At 61.5% G+C, this 18,994-nt stretch carries 17 protein-coding genes; 14 read left to right on the top strand and 3 right to left on the bottom strand.

Annotated features, from left to right (window positions below):
• Positions 1 to 529 (bottom strand): NADH-quinone oxidoreductase subunit H (locus GPS82_RS03120; protein ID WP_296490817.1); only part of this gene is annotated, 529 nt, incomplete at its 3' end.
• A complete protein-coding gene (gene hyfB, locus GPS82_RS03115) occupies positions 526 to 2,550 on the bottom strand; it encodes a hydrogenase 4 subunit B (RefSeq protein ID WP_296490815.1) in 2,025 nt (674 codons plus the stop codon). The genes GPS82_RS03120 and hyfB, both read right to left, overlap by 4 nt.
• Positions 2,551 to 2,661: 111 nt before the next feature.
• Here hyfB and GPS82_RS03110 point away from each other — a divergent pair, with 111 nt between their 5' ends.
• The 5 genes from GPS82_RS03110 (at position 2,662) to panC (ending at position 7,359) form a co-directional block, all read left to right on the top strand.
• Positions 2,662 to 2,871 (top strand): DUF3460 family protein, encoded by a 210-nt coding sequence (locus GPS82_RS03110; protein WP_296490813.1) that lies wholly within the window; start codon positions 2,662 to 2,664, stop codon positions 2,869 to 2,871.
• Positions 2,872 to 2,936: 65 nt separating this feature from the next.
• Positions 2,937 to 3,785 carry a ScpA family protein gene (locus tag GPS82_RS03105; protein ID WP_296490812.1) on the top strand — a complete coding sequence of 283 codons (849 nt, stop codon included), beginning with the start codon at positions 2,937 to 2,939 and terminating at the stop codon, positions 3,783 to 3,785.
• 18 nt (positions 3,786 to 3,803) lie between these two features.
• Positions 3,804 to 5,405, top strand: a complete 1,602-nt coding sequence (gene nadB / locus GPS82_RS03100; RefSeq protein WP_296490810.1) for an L-aspartate oxidase — start codon at positions 3,804 to 3,806, stop codon at positions 5,403 to 5,405.
• A gap of 58 nt (positions 5,406 to 5,463) precedes the next feature.
• Positions 5,464 to 6,363: a 3-methyl-2-oxobutanoate hydroxymethyltransferase gene (gene panB / locus GPS82_RS03095; RefSeq protein WP_296490808.1), complete on the top strand. Its 900-nt coding sequence runs from the start codon at positions 5,464 to 5,466 to the stop codon at positions 6,361 to 6,363.
• 147 nt (positions 6,364 to 6,510) lie between these two features.
• On the top strand, positions 6,511 to 7,359 hold the full coding sequence (gene panC, locus GPS82_RS03090) for a pantoate--beta-alanine ligase (RefSeq protein ID WP_296490806.1): 849 nt from the start codon (positions 6,511 to 6,513) through the stop codon (positions 7,357 to 7,359).
• Positions 7,360 to 7,522: 163 nt separating this feature from the next.
• On the opposite strand, the gene GPS82_RS03085 is transcribed toward panC, so the two are convergent.
• Complete coding sequence (locus tag GPS82_RS03085; protein ID WP_296490804.1) at positions 7,523 to 8,290, bottom strand: sulfite exporter TauE/SafE family protein; 768 nt, start codon at positions 8,288 to 8,290, stop codon at positions 7,523 to 7,525.
• Between the two features lie 17 nt (positions 8,291 to 8,307).
• Between GPS82_RS03085 and GPS82_RS03080 the strand changes: the two genes are divergently transcribed.
• The 9 genes from GPS82_RS03080 (at position 8,308) to GPS82_RS03040 (ending at position 18,947) form a co-directional block, all read left to right on the top strand.
• The gene (locus tag GPS82_RS03080) at positions 8,308 to 8,964 is read left to right on the top strand and encodes a trimeric intracellular cation channel family protein (RefSeq protein ID WP_296490802.1); all 657 of its coding nucleotides are present in this window, start codon (positions 8,308 to 8,310) and stop codon (positions 8,962 to 8,964) included.
• Positions 8,965 to 8,992: 28 nt separating this feature from the next.
• Positions 8,993 to 9,427 (top strand): DUF1841 family protein, encoded by a 435-nt coding sequence (locus GPS82_RS03075; protein ID WP_296490818.1) that lies wholly within the window; start codon positions 8,993 to 8,995, stop codon positions 9,425 to 9,427.
• A 192-nt stretch (positions 9,428 to 9,619) separates the two neighbouring features.
• The gene (locus GPS82_RS03070) at positions 9,620 to 10,474 is read left to right on the top strand and encodes a MoxR family ATPase (protein ID WP_296490800.1); all 855 of its coding nucleotides are present in this window, start codon (positions 9,620 to 9,622) and stop codon (positions 10,472 to 10,474) included.
• 211 nt (positions 10,475 to 10,685) lie between these two features.
• On the top strand, positions 10,686 to 11,279 hold the full coding sequence (locus GPS82_RS03065; RefSeq protein WP_296490798.1) for a GNAT family protein: 594 nt from the start codon (positions 10,686 to 10,688) through the stop codon (positions 11,277 to 11,279).
• Positions 11,280 to 11,354: 75 nt separating this feature from the next.
• A complete protein-coding gene (locus tag GPS82_RS03060) occupies positions 11,355 to 11,582 on the top strand; it encodes an AbrB/MazE/SpoVT family DNA-binding domain-containing protein (RefSeq protein ID WP_296490796.1) in 228 nt (75 codons plus the stop codon).
• A gap of 6 nt (positions 11,583 to 11,588) precedes the next feature.
• Complete coding sequence (locus GPS82_RS03055; protein ID WP_296490794.1) at positions 11,589 to 12,002, top strand: type II toxin-antitoxin system VapC family toxin; 414 nt, start codon at positions 11,589 to 11,591, stop codon at positions 12,000 to 12,002.
• 8 nt (positions 12,003 to 12,010) lie between these two features.
• On the top strand, positions 12,011 to 13,225 hold the full coding sequence (locus GPS82_RS03050) for a hypothetical protein (protein WP_296490792.1): 1,215 nt from the start codon (positions 12,011 to 12,013) through the stop codon (positions 13,223 to 13,225).
• Positions 13,222 to 15,078, top strand: a complete 1,857-nt coding sequence (locus GPS82_RS03045) for a BamA/TamA family outer membrane protein (protein ID WP_296490790.1) — start codon at positions 13,222 to 13,224, stop codon at positions 15,076 to 15,078. The genes GPS82_RS03050 and GPS82_RS03045 overlap by 4 nt, the downstream gene beginning before the upstream one ends.
• Entirely contained in the window at positions 15,078 to 18,947 is a 3,870-nt protein-coding gene (locus GPS82_RS03040; protein ID WP_296490789.1) for a translocation/assembly module TamB domain-containing protein, read from the top strand. The genes GPS82_RS03045 and GPS82_RS03040 overlap by 1 nt, the downstream gene beginning before the upstream one ends.
• Positions 18,948 to 18,994: the final 47 nt, after the last annotated feature.

Raw genomic sequence — 18,994 nt, 5'->3', positions numbered from 1 at the left:
TGGGGTAGATGGCAAACTCGCGGTGCGCCAGCGTTTCGACCATGGTGGTGAGCGACGTGGAGCGCGTGATCATGGAGGCGCAAAACAGCACCATCAGCAAAGCCGGCTCGGCCAGAAAGCCCACCAGCATTTCACGGCGCGCGCCCAGGGTGCCAAAGGCGGTGCCGACATCCATGGCCGCCAGGGAAATGAACACCCGCGCCAGTGCAAACAGCCCCACCAGGGCGATCGCGTCTGCCGCAGGCGACAGCGGCAGGTCAGTGGACAGCGTGGGAACAATGGCGCAAGCCAGCAGCATGCAGCTGAAAACAAGGTAGGGCGCGGTCCGGTAAAGCGCCGAGGCATGCTCGGCCATCAGCGATTCCTTGTTGAACAGCTTGTGCAGCATGCGGTAGGGCTGCAGCAAGCCGGGCGCTGACTTATTTTGCAGCCAAGCGCGCCATTGGTTGACCCAGCCGGTGAGCAGGGGTGCCAGCAGCAGCGCCGTCAGCAGCGCCAGGGATTGCGAAAAGACGCCCAGCCAGCTCATTGTTTCACCACCAGCAAGACCACTATCAACGTGACAAAGCTGTACATCAGGTACACCGAGATCCGGCCCTGCTGCAACAGCCCGATGATTTTGGAGACGCGCTCCACCAGGCTGGCAACAGGCAGGTAAATCCAGTACCAGAGCGGGTCTTCGACGGTGACTTTGTAGCTCGGTTGCGCATCGAAGGCGGTTGGCAGCTGTCGCTTCATGCGAAAAAATGGCTCGAAAATCTGCCGGATCGGCTGCCCAAAACCTTCGGCAGTGTCCTGCATGCGCGGGGTTTGCCATGGGTAGCCGCAGTCCCAAGGCGGCACCCGGCGCATGCGGCCGTGGTAGAGCTTGCGCACCAGCAAAAATGCCAGGCCAAAACTGACCAGCACGCCCAGCAAAAAGATCGCCGGCGCGTAGCTGGCCCGCTCAACGCTAACCGGCACCAGCAGCCAGCCGCTTTCAGAAACGGTGTGCGCCAGCCCCGTCCCGACCAGCAATCTGGTGGCGGGATCAATCAGGGCAATGACCTGGTTGGGGAACAAGCCCAGCAACACACATCCCAGCACCAGCCAGACCATGCCCAGACGTTCCCAGCGGCCGGCATCGTGCGCCCGGGCCAGGCTCTCCTCGCGCGGCTGGCCCAAAAAAATCACACCGAAATACTTGACCATGGTGTAGCCCGAGAGCGCGGCGACCAGCGCAATCAAGGCGGCCATCACCGGCACCAGCATGTCAAGGAAGGAACTGGGCAAGCCGGTGGTGAACAGGAAACTTTGCAACAGCAGCCATTCGGCCACAAAGCCGCCAAACGGCGGCAAACCAGCGCAGGCCAGCACCCCGATCAGGGTTGGCCAGGCCACCCAGGGCATGAAGCGCATCAGGCCGCCGAGTTTGCCCAGGCTGCGCTCGCCGGTGGCATGCATCACGGCACCAGTGCCGCAAAACAGCAGGCTCTTGAAAAAGGCGTGGGCCAGCATCTGGTACATGGCGGCGGTGAGCGCCAGAGCCGACAGGGCCTTCATGTCGTAGGCCAGAAACAACAGCGACAGGCCCAATCCCGCGCACATCAGGCCGATGTTTTCTATGCTGGAATATGCCAGCAAGCGCTTCATCTCCACTTGCACCGTGGAAAACACCACACCAAACACGGCGGTCACAAGGCCCAAGCCCATCAGCAACACACCCCACCACCAGATCTGCTCCTGCAGCAAGTCGAAGGCAATGCGCAAAATGCCATAGAGCGCTATCTTGAGCATCACGCCGCTCATCAGCGCCGAAAAAGGCGATGGCGCCGCCGGGTGCGCCTCGGGCAGCCAGACGTGCAGCGGCAACAGCCCCGCCTTGGCGCCAAAACCGAACACCGCCAGCACAAAAGCCAGCGAACCCCAGAAGGGGGTCAGGTGCTGCATCCGCATATTGGCAAAGGTGTAGTCGCCGGTATCGGCCTGCAACAAGGCAAAGCACAGGAGAATGCCGAGAGCGCCAATATGCGCAATCAGCATGTAGAGGTAGCCGGCGTTGCGAATTTCAGGAATGCGGTGGTTGGCCAGCACCAGAAAGAAGGATGAGAACGCCATGGTCTCCCACGCCACCATGAAGACATAGGCATCGTCAGCCAGCACCACCATGGCAATGCTGGCCAGAAAAACGTGGTACTCCAGACAGATCAGGCCCGGTGGCGTGCCCTCACCTTGGCGAAAGTAACCGGCAGCGAACACGGAGACCCCGGCAGAAACACCGCCAATCAGGATCAAAAAGAAGGCCGACAGGCTGTCCAGGCGCAAGTGAAAGGGAAGCTGCGGCAGGCCGAGCGGCAGCACCGCGGTTTCGGGGTCACTGAACACCGCGCTCAGGGCCACCGCCAGCAACAGCACCGAAAAAATCGCACCCACCGGAAACAGCACAATCGCCACCAGCCTGAAGCGCCGCAGCGCCAGCACCCCGAGCACCCCGATCAGCAACCAGGCCGCCACCACAAGCAATACCCAGTCCAGGTGGATCCAGCTTGCAGGATGGAAAAAAGAATTCATGGGCCGCGTCGGGTGTCTCTGTAGATACAGTGGGGATATTACACCTGACTTTGTCTGGCTAAAACGCTGCGTCGGCGCGCACCGTTAGAATGCCGTCACGAGGTTATTGCCATGAACATTTTTTACCGCCCCCTGTACAAATCCGATATCACCGAGTTCATCGGTCAGCTCGTTGCCAAAGACCCCGGCATCGAAGCGCGTCAGCGCGAGGGCCGCGAATTGTTGTGGGACAAACCGGTCAACCGGGAAGCCTGGCAAGAGTACCGTGCCGGTAAAGTGGCGCAAAAGCCCTACGTCTACCTGAACGAAGGAAAAGAGTAGTTTCTGCCAGCAGCCCCATCAAACTGGGCAGGCTGCGAGATCTCGCATAGCATCTCAATGCTTCAATGGTTGAAACAGCCAACCTGAATGCTGGCGGTAGCCAGGTTTTGACCGACATGCCCATGGTGGTGGACCAAGTCGCGGTGGCGCGGCTCTACGGTGAACCGCTATTTGCCATGCCACAGGACCTGTACATCCCGCCGGATGCACTGGAGGTCTTCCTGGAGGCCTTTGAAGGTCCGCTGGATTTGCTGCTGTACCTGATTCGCAAGCAGAACTTCAACATTCTGGACATTCCCATGGCAGGTCTGACACGTCAGTATCTGACATACGTGGATGAAATTCGGCACCGCAACCTGGAGCTGGCAGCCGAATACCTGCTGATGGCGGCCATGCTCATCGAGATCAAGTCGCGCATGCTGCTGCCGCCAAGGCATGTCGCCAACGGTCAGGACGCTGAAGACCCGCGCGCCGAACTGGTGCGCCGCTTGCTGGAGTACGAGCAAATGAAGCTGGCGGCAGCTCGGCTCAATACCCTGCCCCAGTTGGGACGCGATTTTTTGCGCGCCCAGGTCTACATCGAACAGTCACTCGCGCCGCGTTTTCCTGACGTGACCCTGGTCGACCTGCAGCAAGCCTGGCAGTCGATTCTGAAACGCGCCACGCTGGTGCAACGCCACAAAATCACGCGCGAAGAGCTGTCGGTGCGCGAGCACATGAGCATGGTGCTGAAAAAATTGCAGGGCCGGCGCTTTGTCGAATTCGAAGCCCTGTTTGACCCGGCAAAAGGCGCCCGGGTGCTGGTGGTCACTTTCATCGCCCTGCTCGAACTGGCCAAGGAAACCTTGATCGACATTACCCAGGCCGAAGCCTTTGCACCCATCTATGTGCGGCTGGCCTACACCTCCTCTTAACCCCAGACGGGACACTTCATGCCTGAACGCCAACCCATTTCCTCCCCCGTCACGCTGCACTTTGACGTCCTGATCGTGGGCAGCGGGCTGGCTGGCCTGAGCTCGGCCCTGTTGCTGGCCCCGCACAAACGCGTGGCCGTGATCACCAAGCGTGCCGTCTCCGAGGGCTCCAGCGGCTGGGCTCAAGGTGGCATCGCGGCGGTGTGGAGCAAGGACGACAGTTTTGACGCCCACATCGCCGACACCCTGGTGGCCGGCGCCGGCCTGTGCGACCTGGCCGCGACCCGCCGCGTGGTGGAAAACGCGCCCAAAGCCATCGCCTGGCTGCAAACCCTGGGCGTGCCGTTTTCCGAAGAAGACGGCCAACTGCATCTGACCCGCGAAGGCGGCCACAGCGCCCGGCGCATTGTGCATGTGACCGACGCCACCGGTGCCGCCGTGCAGCGCACGCTGATTGAGCAGGTGCACAAAACCCCCAACATCACGCTGTTTGAGCAGCACACGCTGGTGGACCTGATCACCACAGAAAAATTGGGGCTGTCGGGCAAGCGCTGCCTGGGGCTGTACGCGCTTGATGAGGGCACCGACCAGGTGCTCACCTTTGAGGCGCCGCAAACCATTTTGGCCACCGGCGGCGCAGGCAAGGTCTACCTGTACACCACCAACCCCGACACTGCCACCGGAGACGGCATTGCGGCCGCCTGGCGCGCCGGTTGCCGGGTGCAAAACATGGAGTTCATCCAGTTTCACCCCACCTGCCTGTACCACCCGCACGCCAAATCGTTCCTGATCAGCGAAGCCGTTCGCGGCGAGGGGGGCCGCCTGCTGCTGCCCGATGGAACCCGCTTCATGCCCGCCCATGACGCGCGCCTGGAGTTGGCACCGCGTGACGTGGTCGCGCGCGCCATCGACTTCGAAATGAAAAAGGGCGGTTTAGACTGTGTCTACCTGGACATCTCGCACCAGCCCCTGAGCTTCCTGCAAGAGCATTTTCCCAACATTTACGCGCGCTGCCTGGAACTCGGCATCGACATCTCCAAGCAGCCTATTCCCGTGGTGCCGGCCGCCCATTACACCTGCGGTGGCATCCTGGCTGATCTGGAGGGGCGCACCGACATCGACGGCTTGTACGCCATTGGCGAAACCGCCTGCAGCGGCCTGCACGGCGCCAACCGGCTGGCCAGCAACTCGCTGGTGGAGTGCATGGTGTTTGCCCAGGCCGCCGCCCAGGACATTGAGCACAGCACGCGGCAACCCACACCAAGCTTGCCAGCCTGGGATGAAAGCCAGGTCATTGATGCCGACGAGACGGTGGTGATCTCGCACAACTGGGACGAACTGCGCCGCTTCATGTGGGACTACGTGGGCATTGTGCGCACCAACAAAAGGCTGGACCGTGCCGCCCACCGGGTGGCACTTTTGCAAGATGAAATCCAGGAGTTTTACGCCCTCTTTCATGTCACCCGTGATCTGCTGGAACTGCGCAATCTGGTGCAGGTGGCCGATTTGATTGTGCGCAGCGCCCAGGCCCGCCACGAAAGCCGCGGTCTGCACTTCAGCCGCGACTATCCGCAGATGCTGGCGCAGGCCCTGCCCACCACCCTGAGCCCGAAAACCTGATCTTTGATAGCCCGGCTCTGCGTTAGACTCGCGCCACATTTTTTAGGGGAATCACCCGATGAACCAGCCTGCCACACAAAGCGCCTCGCCCTACGGTACCCTGCCGCCCGCCAGCAATCCGGCCCTGCGCAAGCCGGTGAGCCTGCCGCGCTTGCTGGAAATGCACGCCCGCGGTGAGAAAATCACCATGCTCACCGCCTACGACGCCACCTTTGCCGCAGTCGCCGATGCCGCCGGTGTTGACTGCATTCTGGTCGGTGACTCGCTGGGCATGGTCTGCCAGGGCTTGAGCAGCACCGTGGGTGTGTCGCTGGAGACCATGCGCTACCACGTCGAAAGCGTGACACGCGGCGTGCGACGGGTGCAAGGCACCGCCTGGATCATCGGCGACCTGCCCTTTGGCACCTACCTTGAGTCCAGGGAACAAGCGTTGCGCAGCGCCGCCGTGCTGATGCAGGCCGGTGCCCACATGGTCAAGCTCGAGGGCGGTGGCTGGACTTCTGAGACAGTGCGCTTTCTGGTGGAACGCGGGATTCCGGTCTGCGCCCATCTGGGCCTGACACCGCAAACCGTGCACGCCCTGGGCGGCTACCGGGTGCAGGGCAAAACGGTTGAGTCAGCCGCCATCATGAAGCGTCAAGCGCATGAGTTGCAGGATGCCGGCGCCTCGCTGCTGGTGCTTGAAATGGTTCCGGCCGCGCTCTCAAGCGAACTCACCACCGAGCTCACCCATTGCCCGACCATTGGTATTGGCGCCGGCAATGGCACGTCGGGTCAGGTGCTGGTGTTGCACGACATGCTGGGGCTGAATCTGGGAAAAATGCCAAAATTTGTGCGCAATTTCATGGCCGACCTGCCTGGCGTGCAAGGCCAGCACGGCATCAAGGAAGCCATGCAAGCCTATGTTGAAGCGGTCAAGAACGGCAGCTTTCCGGACAATGGGCTGCACGCCTGGTAGATTTTGACATCCACAATCACTTGAGGACAGAGCAACTGATCTTCGCTACGCTCAGCGAAGTTGGTCTGTCCCACAAACATCCACTAATCACTTGAGGACAGAGCAAATTTCACTTCGTGTAAATCTTGGTCTGTCCCACAAATCATCATGATTATCCTTCGCACCATCGCCGAGCTGCGCACGCACCTGGCCAACTTCACACATCCCGCTTTTGTGCCCACCATGGGCAACCTGCACGACGGTCATCTGGCGCTGGTGCGCCAGGCCAAGCCGTTGGGCGACGTGGTGGTGGTGAGTATTTTTGTCAACCGCCTGCAGTTTTTGCCGCATGAAGACTTTGACACTTACCCGCGCACCTGGGAGGCCGATTGCGAGGCACTGGAGGCAGCCGGTTGTGACGTGGTGTTTGCGCCCAGTGAAAAAGAGCTTTACCCGGAACCCCAGGGCTTCACCATCCAGCCGCCCTCAGAGATCGCCAATATCCTTGAAGGTCATTTCAGGCCGGGCTTTTTTGTCGGCGTCTGCACCGTGGTGATGAAGCTGTTTGCTTGCGTGCAGCCGCGATTTGCCCTGTTCGGCCTGAAAGACTACCAGCAGCTTCAGGTGATCAGACGCATGGTGCTGCAGTTTGCCCTGCCCATCGAGGTCATCGGCGGCCAGACGCTGCGCGCGCCGGACGGACTGGCGCTGTCCTCGCGCAACAACTACCTTAGCCCCGCCCAGCGCAGGGAAGCGGTGCAACTGTCGCAAGCCCTGCAATTCATGGCCAAAGCCGTGCAATCGGGAGCCACCGATCTGCCGGCCCTTGAGCAGCAAGCCATGGACGCCCTGACCCAGCGCGGCTGGCAGCCCGACTACCTGACCGTGCGCTGCCGCAGCAACCTGCAATCCCCAGCGGTCGACCAGGTGTCCCGACTGGCCAAGCAAGCTGGTCTGGTCATTCTGGGCGCCGCCAAACTGGGCAGCACCCGGCTGATTGATAACCTGGAAATTTGACAGCCATCCCGGACGTGAAATCAGTGATCCTGCCTCGGATGCTGATGTGATGTACACCGGGATTGACCCGTTCGACTGCAATAGCTGCCCCGCAGGAGAAGCCAACAACGACCCCGCTTGACGGGGCGCACCAGGCCAAAAACGCCCGCCACCGCGCCAGGTTTCACCGCAGCGCGTCCCACAGCAGTTTGCTGCCTGTCAGAAACATGCCCAAATAAACCAGTCGATAAAACAAGGCCTGCTGAATGCGCCTGGCCAGCTTCACCCCTACCCAAACGCCAATCGGCGCCAAGGGCAGCAGCACCACCGAGGTGGCAAAGTTGCGCCAGTCCAGCAGGCCCAGCCAAGCGTACGGAATCCACTTGGAAAGGTTGATGACAAAAAAGAAGAACGCCAGGGTCGCGGTGAAGCGAATAGGCGACAGGCGCATGGGAATCATGTAAGCGTTGACGGGTGGGCCACCGGCGTGCGCAATGAAACTGGTAAAGCCTGAAGTCGCTGTCAACACCGCCCCCAGCCAGCGCGGCGGTGCCGGGCTGTCGACGCGGGGCGGAAACAGCAGGCGCTGCGCCAAAAACAGCAGCGTCACGGCGCCCACAATGCCGGCCACCAGGCGCGCATCCAGCAGCTTGAACAGCAGCGCGCCAATGACGATGCCCACCAGGCCGCAGGGAATCAGAAACTTGAGCAACTTCAGGTCAAAGTCTTTGCGAAACGCGGCCATGCCCAGCACGTCCATCAGCAGCAGCACCGGCATCAATATGGCCGCCGCCTGCGGCACACTCACCGCCAAGGCCATCATCGGCACCGCCAGCGAGCCAAAGCCCGCGCCAAAGCCGCTCTTGCTCACCCCCAGCAGCAGCACGGCGGGAATGGTGACAGCGTAAAAGAAAGGGTCAGTGACGAGGGGAAAATCTTCAGGCAGGACCATGGTGTGACAATTCGGGTATGAACGGTGCTAACATTGACAACATACAACAGTGGGGCCAAACCCTGCGGCTGCTGGTCGAGCTCGCAGGCACCGCGGCGTTCGCATTGTCGGGGGTTTTGGAGGCAGCCCAAAAACGTCTGGATGCCGTGGGCGTGTGCGTGGTGGGCTTTCTGGCGGCTTTTGGTGGCGGCACGTTGCGCGACTTGTTGCTCGATGTGCGGCCGTTTTTCTGGGTTCGCCACATGGAAATGCTGTGGGGTGTGCTGGCCTTGTGCACCTTTGCCATGCTGTTCTTGCGACGCCACCATTTTGAACTCACGCGCAAAGCCATTGAGTGGCCTGACGCGCTCGGGCTCGGGCTGTTTGCCGCCACCGGCGTGCATCAGGCATTGCTCAATGGCATGCCCGCACTGGTGGCGGTATTGATGGGCCTGGCCACCGGGGTCTTTGGCGGTGTGTTGCGTGACATTGTCTGCAATCAGATACCCACCGCGTTCAGCGACCACCGCCCGTACGCCGTCTGCGCCTTTGCCGGTGGCTGGGTTTATGTGGGGTTGTGGCACCTTGGAGCGCCAGGCTGGCTGGCCCTGGTGGCCTGTGTTGTCGTCACCGCCGGCTTGCGCGGACTGGCGGTGTGGCGCAACTGGCAATTGCCGGCCTGGCGGGTGGACTGAGCGCGCAGCGGCGACAATTGACCTCATGATATTCAACCCTTCAAAAGCTGACGTTCGCGGATTTTTTTGCGCTGTATATGCCAAGGCCCAGGCGGGTCAGCCCATGGAGGCCATTGAGACCATCGCCAGCCTGTGGATAGACGAGCATCCCGAGTACCACGCTGAGCTGGCCAACGTGGAGGTGGCACTGGCCGCCATCGGGCAAGCCGAAGACCGCCAGACCAGCTGCTTTCTGCACCTGTCGATGCATCTGTCAATCACCGAGCAATGCAGCATTGACCAGCCACGGGGGATCCGTCAGGCCGTTGAATTGCTCACGCACCGGCTCGACTCCCTGCACGACGCACATCATGTCGCCATGGAATGCCTGGGACAAATGATCTGGGACAGCCAACGCAACGGCCAGCCGCCCGACGGCAACACTTATGTGGCTTGTGTGCAGCGTCAAGCCACCCGGGACTGACTGTGATCCGGCACAGCCAGCAGAATTTTTTCCTTTTCTGAGGAAAATTCGCATCAGCCTTTTCTAAACTGACAACGGCCAAATGAACTATCGAAAGCCAGTCGACCCCAAGCTTTTGGCGCCAATCCGGCAACCCTGTCCAAAACATCAAAAAGCAATGGCCGAAAAGCCCCTCAATTCACTCCAAACACCATGAAATTCCAAGGCACCCCAAACTATGTCGCCACCAACGACCTGATGCTCTCGGTGAACGCGGCCATCACCCTGCAGCGCCCATTGCTGGTCAAGGGCGAGCCCGGCACCGGCAAGACCATGCTGGCCGAAGAAGTGGCCACCGCGCTCAATTTACCGCTGTTGCAATGGCACATCAAGTCCACCACCAAGGCGCAGCAGGGCTTGTACGAATACGACGCGGTGAGCCGTCTGCGCGACTCGCAACTGGCCGATATCGATGGCGGTGAACGGGTCAAAAACATCCATAACTACATCGTCAGAGGCGTTTTGTGGCAGGCATTCACGGCGGACGAGCCGGTGGCGCTGCTGATTGACGAGATCGACAAGGCCGACATCGAATTTCCCAACGATTTGCTGCGTGAAATCGACCGCATGGAGTTTTACTGTTACGAGACTCGTGAGCTGATTCGCGCCAAACACCGCCCGCTGGTCTTCATCACCTCCAACAACGAAAAAGAATTGCCCGACGCGTTTTTGCGCCGCTGCTTTTTCCACTACATCAAGTTCCCCGACGCGGTGACCATGAAGCAGATTGTGGACGTGCACTTTCCCGGCCTCAAGGCCGAGTTGCTGAGCGCCGCCATGAAAACGTTTTTTGACGTGCGCAACCTGCCGGGACTGAAAAAGAAACCCTCAACCAGCGAGTTGCTCGACTGGCTCAAGCTGCTGTTGGCGCAAGACATCCCCCTGTCGGCACTGCAAACCCAGGACGACAAGGTGGCGGTGCCACCGCTGGTGGGAGCCCTGTTGAAAAACGAACAGGATGTGAGCCTGTTCGAAAAACTGGTGTTCATGCAGAGTCGCAACCGGTGAATGATGTTTTCCATGACGAAACAGTCTGAACCTGCGCGCCGTCAAACAACCCAAGACATTTCATGTCACCCGCGCGGCAGGCCCACTGGACGACTTCCTCATACTGGGGTACCAGAAATCGTCAGCCGCCCAGTGGGCCTGCCACGCTAGCCGCTCTGACCAAAGTCGCAGCCATGCACATAAACTTGAAAAATAACAGACTGAGAGAGCTATGGCTTTTGTCGAACCTGTCACCTTGAACAAAAACGGCATCACGCTGGAGCCGCTGACGCTGGACCACGAAGACGGCCTGCGCCAAGCCGCCGCTGATGGCCAACTCTGGAACATTCGCGTAACCTCCGTGCCCGAGCCCGAGCACACCCGTCGCTACATTGAAGATGCGCTCGCCATGCGCGAGGCAGGCAACCGGTTGGCTTTTGCCGTGCTTGACTCCGCCACCGGACAAGTGCTGGGCAGCTCCAGTTTTCATGACATCCTTCCGGCGGTCAAGCGGGTTGAAATTGGCTACACCTGGTATGCCAAAAGTGTGCAGCGCAGCCATGTCAACACCACCTGCAAGCTTCTCATGATGACCCACGCCTTTGAGACGCTGGGCTGCCGTGTGGTGGGCTGGCGCACAGACAACTTCAACTTTGCCTCGCAAACTGCGATTGAGCGCCTGGGCGCACGCAAGGACGGTGTCATCCGGGGTCACGCCTTGCGCCGCGACGGCACCATCCGTGACACCGTGATGTACAGCTTGACGCAGGGCGAATGGCCCGAGGTACGGGCGCAGTTGCAGTATTTGCTGGACAAACCACGCTGATCTGAGGCATCGTGCTGATGCACAGTATTTGATCACCATATACAATTTGTATATTGTTACTTTCTGGAGCCCATCATGACCACCACTGCCGCCGTTTTCATGTCAGGCAACAGCCAGGCTGTGCGCCTGCCCAAAGAATTTCAACTCACGTCCAAGCGCGTCACCATTGAGCGCCGAGGGGACGAAATTGTGTTGCGGGAAGCGCCGCAAACCATGAAAGAGTTTCTGGACAAACTACCGATCATCGAAGACTGGCCAGACATTGGCGACGAAGGCCCGGCGAAACCGGTAGCGGCCTGGTAGCAGACGATGACAACCACCGCCGACCGCTACTTGCTCGACACCAATATCTGGAGCGCCTTGATCCGGCGGTCCCACCCAGGGCTGATCAAGCGCTTTGAGGCCCTGGAACGTGGTCGCCTGACGCTGTCACCGATTGTTCTGGGTGAATTGCAGGTGGGCTACTACAAGGGCGACCGCACCCCCAAGCGGCTCGCAGTGATCGACGCGATTCGCACCAGTTCGGAGTTGCTGACCATCAACAGCCGGGTTGCTGACACGTACGCGCAGCTTCGCACCCAACTGGAACAAGCCGGCACCCCGATCGGTCCCAACGACACCTGGATCGCCGCCGAGGCTCTGCACCACAAGCTGGTGCTGGTCACCGACAACGTGCGCGAGTTCTCGCGCGTGCCCGGTCTCAAAGTTGAAAACTGGCTTTAACCCTTCCCATGCTGATCGACTTCTTCTACACCCTGCGCGCCGCCAAACTGCCGGTCTCGGTCAAGGAATTCCTGACCCTGCTGGAGGCGCTCAAACTCGGCGTGGTGGGGCCAAAAACACCACAGGCTGAAGGCGACGCCGCTGAGACCACCGGCTACAAAATTGATGACTTTTATTACCTGAGCCGCGCCACGCTGGTCAAGGACGAAAAGCATTACGACAAGTTCGACAAGGCATTTTCAGCCTACTTCAAGGGCATCGAACTGGTGACCGACTTCACCAAAGACGTGCCGCTGGACTGGCTGCGCCAAACGCTGGAACTCAACCTGAGCCCAGAGGAAAAGGCGGCCATTGAAAAAATGGGCTGGGACGAGCTCATGGAGACGCTTAAGAAACGTCTCGAAGAACAAAAGGAACGCCACGAAGGCGGCAGCAAGTGGATTGGCACTGGCGGCACCAGTCCCTTTGGCAATAGTGGTTACAACCCGCAGGGCATCCGCATCGGCGGCGCGGGCAAAAACAAAAGCGCGGTCAAGGTGTGGGAACAGCGCGCTTACAAAGACTATGACGACACCCAGGAACTGGGCACGCGCAATATCAAGGTGGCGCTGCGCCGCCTGCGCAAGTTTGCCCGCGAGGGGAATATTGAAGAGCTTGACCTGCCTGACACCATCCGCGCCACCGCCGCCAACGCCGGTTACCTGGACATCAAGATGATCCCGGAGCGGCACAACAACGTCAAAGTGCTGCTGTTGATGGACGTGGGCGGCACCATGGACGAGCACATTGCGCGGGTCGAGGAAATGTTCTCGGCGGCCAAATCCGAGTTCAAACACCTGGAGTTTTATTATTTCCACAACTGCGTCTATGACTTCATGTGGAAAAACAACCGGCGCCGCTATGCCGAAAAATTTGCCACCTGGGACATCATCCGCAAGTACAACAAGGACTACAAGCTGATCTTCATTGGCGACGCCACCATGAGCCCCTATGAGATTTTGCAGCCCGGTGGCAGCGTGGAATACAGCAACGAAGAAGCGGGCGTGGAGTGGCTCGGGCGCCTGACCAGCGCCTTCCCCCGGTTTGCCTGGATCAACCCCGAGCCGCAAGGCGTGTGGCAATACCGCCAGAGCATCAGCCTGGTGCAGCAACTCATGAGCCAACGCATGTTCCCGCTCACCCTCAAGGGGCTGGAAGACACCATGCGCCTGCTGAGCAAATGAAGCCGTTATTGCTGGCGGCTGCGCTGCTGATGGCCTGTTCAATAGCCGCTGCGGCAGATTCGGCTTCATCTGAGCCGCCAACGCCAGCCGCAGCGCAGGCCGGGGCGGCCTTTGTGATCGACATCCAGGCCCCTGATGACATCAAGGAGTTGCTCACGCGTCACATGGAGCTGCAACGCTACCGCGAGCTCACCGACTTGAGTGACGATGAACTCGAACGCCTGCTGCGCCTGGCCGATCAGGATGCGCGCAAACTCATTGGCACCCTGGGTTACTTTGCACCGGTGATCAGCATGGAACGCCAGCCCGCCAGCGCCAGCACACCCTGGCCGGTGGTCAAAATCATCGTCGCGCCCGGTGAAGCCACACGGGTCAGGCAGGTGACCTTTCATTTCACCGGAGCCATCGCCACCGATGCGGCGGCGACGGCCCAGCGCGAGCAGATTCAGGCCAACTGGTCTCTGCGCGCGGGCAACCGCTTTACCCAAACCGCCTGGGATGCCGCCAAACTAAAAACGCTGCGCCAGCTCACCACCCAGCGCTTTCCCGCCGGGCGCATCAGCGCCTCGCTGGCCGACATTGACCCAGAAGCCGCCCAGGCGCATTTGGAAATCACGCTCGATTCTGGTCCCGCGTACCGCACCGGCGGTCTGGTGGTTGAGGGCTTGTCGCGCTACGACGCCGAACTGGTGCAGCGCCTGGCCCGTCTCACACCCGGAGCCGATTACAGCCAGGCAGAACTGGTGGCGGCCCAGCAGCGCCTGACGGACAGCGGCTACTTTGACTCTGCTTTCATCACGATCGACAGCAGCGCCAGCGTCAGCGCCGATGCCGCCCCGGTGCTGGTGAAACTGCGCGAAGCACGCCTGCAAAAACTGGTGCTCGGCTTGGGCGCCAGCACCGACAGCGGGGCACGCCTGTCGGCCGAGCACACCCACCACAAATTGCCCGGGATTGACTGGCTGGCGGTGAGCAAACTCAAGCTCCAGCGAGATGACAGTTCCCTTGGCTCGGAGCTGACCTCGCCACCGGACACCGACAACTGGCGCTGGGCAACCTCGGTCTTGCTGCAGGACCAGTTGCTGGGCACCCAGGACGTCACCAGTGTGCAGTTGCGGGGCGGGCGCAATCAGCGCAGCCTGCGCATCGACCGCAACCTGTATCTGCAATACGACTGGTCCGATACGCTGGACGCAGGCAGCCCACAGAGGGTAATTGCCCAGTCCATCAGCGCCAACTATGCCTTTGCCGTGCGTTATTACGACAACCTGCCGTTCCCGTCAAGCGGCTGGGGCTGGGGTGCCGAGGCGGGTGGCGGCACCACGCTGGGTGGCCAGGCGCAACCCTACGCCCGCCTGCTGACTCGCTGGCAGGGTTTTTTACCGCTTGGAACGGCAGCGCCAGACCCAGGCGAAGGTCAGGCCACCCTCAACAGTGCCGGGCGCCTCTCCATGCGCGCCTCGGCTGGCGCCATCATTGCCAAAGATGGCATCAGCCTGCCCAGCACCCAGCTCTTTCGGGCAGGCGGCGACAACAGTGTGCGCGGATATGGCCTGAATGATATCGGGGTCACGCAGGCCGATGGCAGTGTTGAGGGTGGCCGCTACCTGGCCACGGGCAGTGTGGAATGGCAGCGCCCGATTCGCATCAACGGCGTCGCGAGTGACTGGGAAAGCACGGTGTTTCTGGATGCCGGAGCGGTGGCCAACCAGCCCTCCGACCTGACTCTCCAAGTGGGTGTGGGGATCGGGGCGCGCTGGAACAGCCCGGTCGGTCCACTGCAAATTGACCTCGCTTATGGCGTCGATGCCGAGCGCTTTCGCTTGCACATGAACCTGGGGTTTACCTTTTGATGAAAGCCCTGCGACTGAGCCTGAAGCTGCTGGCCGCCACGGTGATCACCGTGCTGGCGCTCGCCGGAGCCCTTTGGGTGTGGAGCGGCAGCGGCGACTCGTTGGCCGCCCTGCTAACCCGGCTGCAGCGCTTTTTGCCTGCCGACCAGACACTGGAGGCCAAAAACGTTCAGGGCTCGCTGCGCGCGGGCGGCCACATCGAATGGCTGCGCTGGAGCCGGGGCGAACTCAGTGTGGAGGCGCAGGACATCGGCGTGGCCTGGACGCTGCGTCCGCTCTTCAACAAGCAGTTGCGATTGAGCGAACTCACTGTTGGATCCATAAAAATTGATGACCAGCGTGTCAAAACTGACCCTGCACCGCTCACGCCCCCCAGCGACTTGCGACTGCCGATCACCGTGGACGTGCCTTTCAAGGTGGCCAGCATCAGCTGGAGCGGCGCTACCAGCATGCAGGCCACCGGCATCAGCGGTCACTACCTGTTCGACGGGCAATCCCATGCGCTGGAGAAAGGCCTGGGACAGATTTCTTCAGGCAGCTACCACCTCAGTGGCAAACTCCAGGCCACCGCGCCGATGGCACTGCAGCTGCAACTCCAGGGGGTGGTGGCAACCACCGTGCCGTCCAGCCAGCAGCGCTTGACGGTGGCGGCCAATGCCCGGATCGCCGGCGAATTGGCAGGCCCGGATGCCGCGCTCACGTTGCAGGCCAGCCTGATCCCCGAGTTCCCCGCCAATCCCGCCTCGCCGGCTGCCAAATCAAAAGCCATGCAAGCGGAAGTGTCAGCGCAAATTGCCCCCTGGCAAACCCAGCCGCTGACCCGGGCCAAAGCGCAGTGGCAAGCCTTGAACCTTGCCGCCCTCTGGCCGCAGGCCCCCCAGACCCTGCTCTCCGGCGAAGCCAGCGTGACCCCCGTGGGAGCAAATTGGCAAGGCAAGGTCGACCTGACCAATAACCTGCCAGGTCCCTGGAACCAGCAGCGTCTGCCACTCAATACCCTGCAGGCTGAGGTGACCTACGACCAAGCGCAATGGGTGCTAAATTCGATGCGGGCAACGGCTGCGGGTGGCAGCATCACGGGCTCGGGCCAGTTCAATGCCGGGCAATGGCTCGGCAACATCAATCTGAAAAACGTCGATCCCGGTGCTGTTGACACGCGCCTGGCCAGTGCCACCATGAGCGGCGAGTTGCAGGCACGACAAACCCCGCAAGGCCTGCGCTTTGGCGCGCAGCTTCAGGCGGCAACCGACAAGGGCAAATCGGAAAAATCAAACAAAGCCCCGGTCAGTCTGCAAACCCTGGCGCTGCAAAGTCTGCAGGTCGAAGGCATTTGGGCGGCACCCCAACTGACTTTAAGCCAGCTCCAGGTTGACGCACAAGAAGCCCGGATCGAGGGGCATCTGGCCCACAACCTCAACTCTCAGGCCACACAGGGCAAATTGGCGCTGGCCTTGCCCGGCTTGCAGGCTGAGATCGACGGGCTGCTGGCGGCCAAAGAGGGCAAGGGCACGCTGGCTGTCAACCTGACCGATGCCAACCTGGCCAGCCAATGGCTCAAGCGCTGGCCGGCCGTTTCAAGCGCCTTGCAGGGTGCCCGATTGCAGGGCAGTGCCCAACTTGACGGCCGCTGGTCTGGCGGCTGGCAGCAGCAGGGCCGCGCCCTGCAGGTCGACGCCAGCCTGCGCGTTCCACAGCTTGACTGGCGCAGCAGCCCAGGCACCCCTGCCGACCCTGCCAACGAGATTCGACTGCACGACCTGCAGGCGGAGTTGTCGGGCACCCTGCCCGCCCTCACCTTCAGCACCCAAGGCCGTGCCGACATCGGGTCGAAAAAGCTGGATTGGCAGGCCCAAAGCAACGCCGCCCTGGTCAAGGCCGGCCACTGGCAGATAAGCCTGAACCAACTCGCAATCGGCGCCCGGGACACCTCCCGGCCCGGCCAATGGTCGCTGCAGACCGGCCCGGCCAATAGCCAGCCGATCCTGCTGGATTGGCTGGCCACGGGCATGGACAACACGGTGACCGTGTCGTCTGGCAGCGCCCGTCTGCTGGGCCCACAACCGGGCGAGGCAAGCCTGACCTGGGAGCCCATGCGCTGGACTCTGCAGGGCGCCAAGGCGACGCCGCAGGCCAGGCCCAAAGCGCAATGGGAAAGCCGCGGGCAGATCAGCCAGTTACCGCTGGCCTGGCTGGATGCCATCAGCAATAAGACGATGGCTGACTTGGGCCTGAGCAGCGACCTGATACTGGCGGGCCAGTGGGATGCCAAGCAAACCGACGCTTTGCACTTGAGCGCCACGCTGGAGCGCAGTTCTGGCGACCTGCGCCTGCGCGCCGATGACAGCCGCCAGCTTTTGTTGCCTGCAGAAATGCGCGAAGCCCGGCTGGAGATCAACCTGGACGACGGCTATCTGTCGAGCAGCCTGCGCTGGGACAGCACGCGCGCCGGCAAGGCACTGATGGCGTTCAGCACCCAGCTGCAGCCGCTGGGCCAGGGCTGGACGCTGGCCACAAACGTGCCGATTGGCGGCGGTTTGCAGATTCAGATGCCACCGGTTGATGCCTGGTCGGCGCTGGCACCGCCCGGCTGGCGCCTGCGCGGCACCATGGAAGCCGACATTACCGTCAGCGGCACGCTTGACCTGCCCCAATGGAATGGCGCCCTGCGAGCGCGCGACCTGGCGGTGCGCTCTGTGGTGGACGGCATCGACTTCAGCCAGGGCACTCTGAATGCCACGCTGCAGGGGCAGCAAATGGACATTCAGGATTTCACCCTGCAAGGCGCCTCGGCTGCCAAGGCGGGGGGCGGTGGCCAACTCAGCATGAGCGGCTCGGTGTTCTGGCTTCCTGGCAGCACCGAGGCCGATTTTCTGTCGCGCCTGCGCATGGCGTTTGAAGTTCAGGCCAAGGCGCTGAATGTGAGCAGCCGTGCCGACCGACGCGTGGTGGTGTCCGGCAAGGTAGCGGCCCAACTTATCAATGCCCGCTTGACTCTGCGCGGTACCCTGGCGGCCGACCAGGCCTTGATCATCCTGCCCGAGGATACCGCCCCGCAGTTGGGTGATGACGTGGTGTTGCGTGGCTCCGCAGCCACAGCCAAACCACAGGATGTCCCGGCCCGAAAAGCCAGCGCAGGCAGCGCCAGTGCCCCGCGCCTGGTGTCCGACCTGTTGATTGAACTTGATCTGGGGCCGGACTTCAAGATGCGTGGTCGCGGTCTTGACACGCGTCTGGCGGGAAAACTGTCGCTGCGCGCCGTCGACAACGAGCGCCCCAACCTGACCGGCACCGTGCGCGCGGTGCGCGGCACCTACCGGGCCTATGGCCAGCGCCTGGACATCGAGCAGGGTATTCTGAGATTTGTCGGCCCGGTCGACAACCCGGCGCTGGCAATCCTGGCGATCCGACCCCAACTCAGCCAGCGTGTGGGCGTGCAGATCAGCGGCACGGCCCTGTCGCCCATCGTGCGTCTGTATTCCGAGCCTGACTTGCCCGAGGCCGACAAATTGTCCTGGCTGGTGCTGGGCCGCTCTGCCAGCGACAGCGGCGGCGAGGCCGCCTTGCTGCAGCAAGCGGCACTGGCCTTGCTGGGCGGCCAGGGCAAAGGGCCGAGCGCCAGCCTGTCCCAGGCGCTCGGACTGGACGAGCTCAGTTTCAAGGGTAGCGGCAAAGGCGACACCACCACGGGCGCCACAGTCACATTGGGCAAGCGACTCAGCAATGACTTTTACGTGGCTTATGAGAGCGGCCTGGCGGGCACCATGGGTGTCTTCACCATTTTTTATGACCTGACCCGGCGACTGACGCTGCGCGCCCAAACCGGGGAACAAAGCGCCATCGATTTGATCTGGACCCTGCGTTACGACTGAGTCATCCATGTCAGAACCGCGCAAGCCAGAACAGCGCAATGTTGATG

Source organism: Rhodoferax sp., from assembly GCF_011391645.1.
GTDB lineage: Bacteria > Pseudomonadota > Gammaproteobacteria > Burkholderiales > Burkholderiaceae_C > Rhodoferax.
Note: the sequence above shows the minus strand (reverse complement) of the source record. Positions and strands in the feature narration are given on the sequence as shown.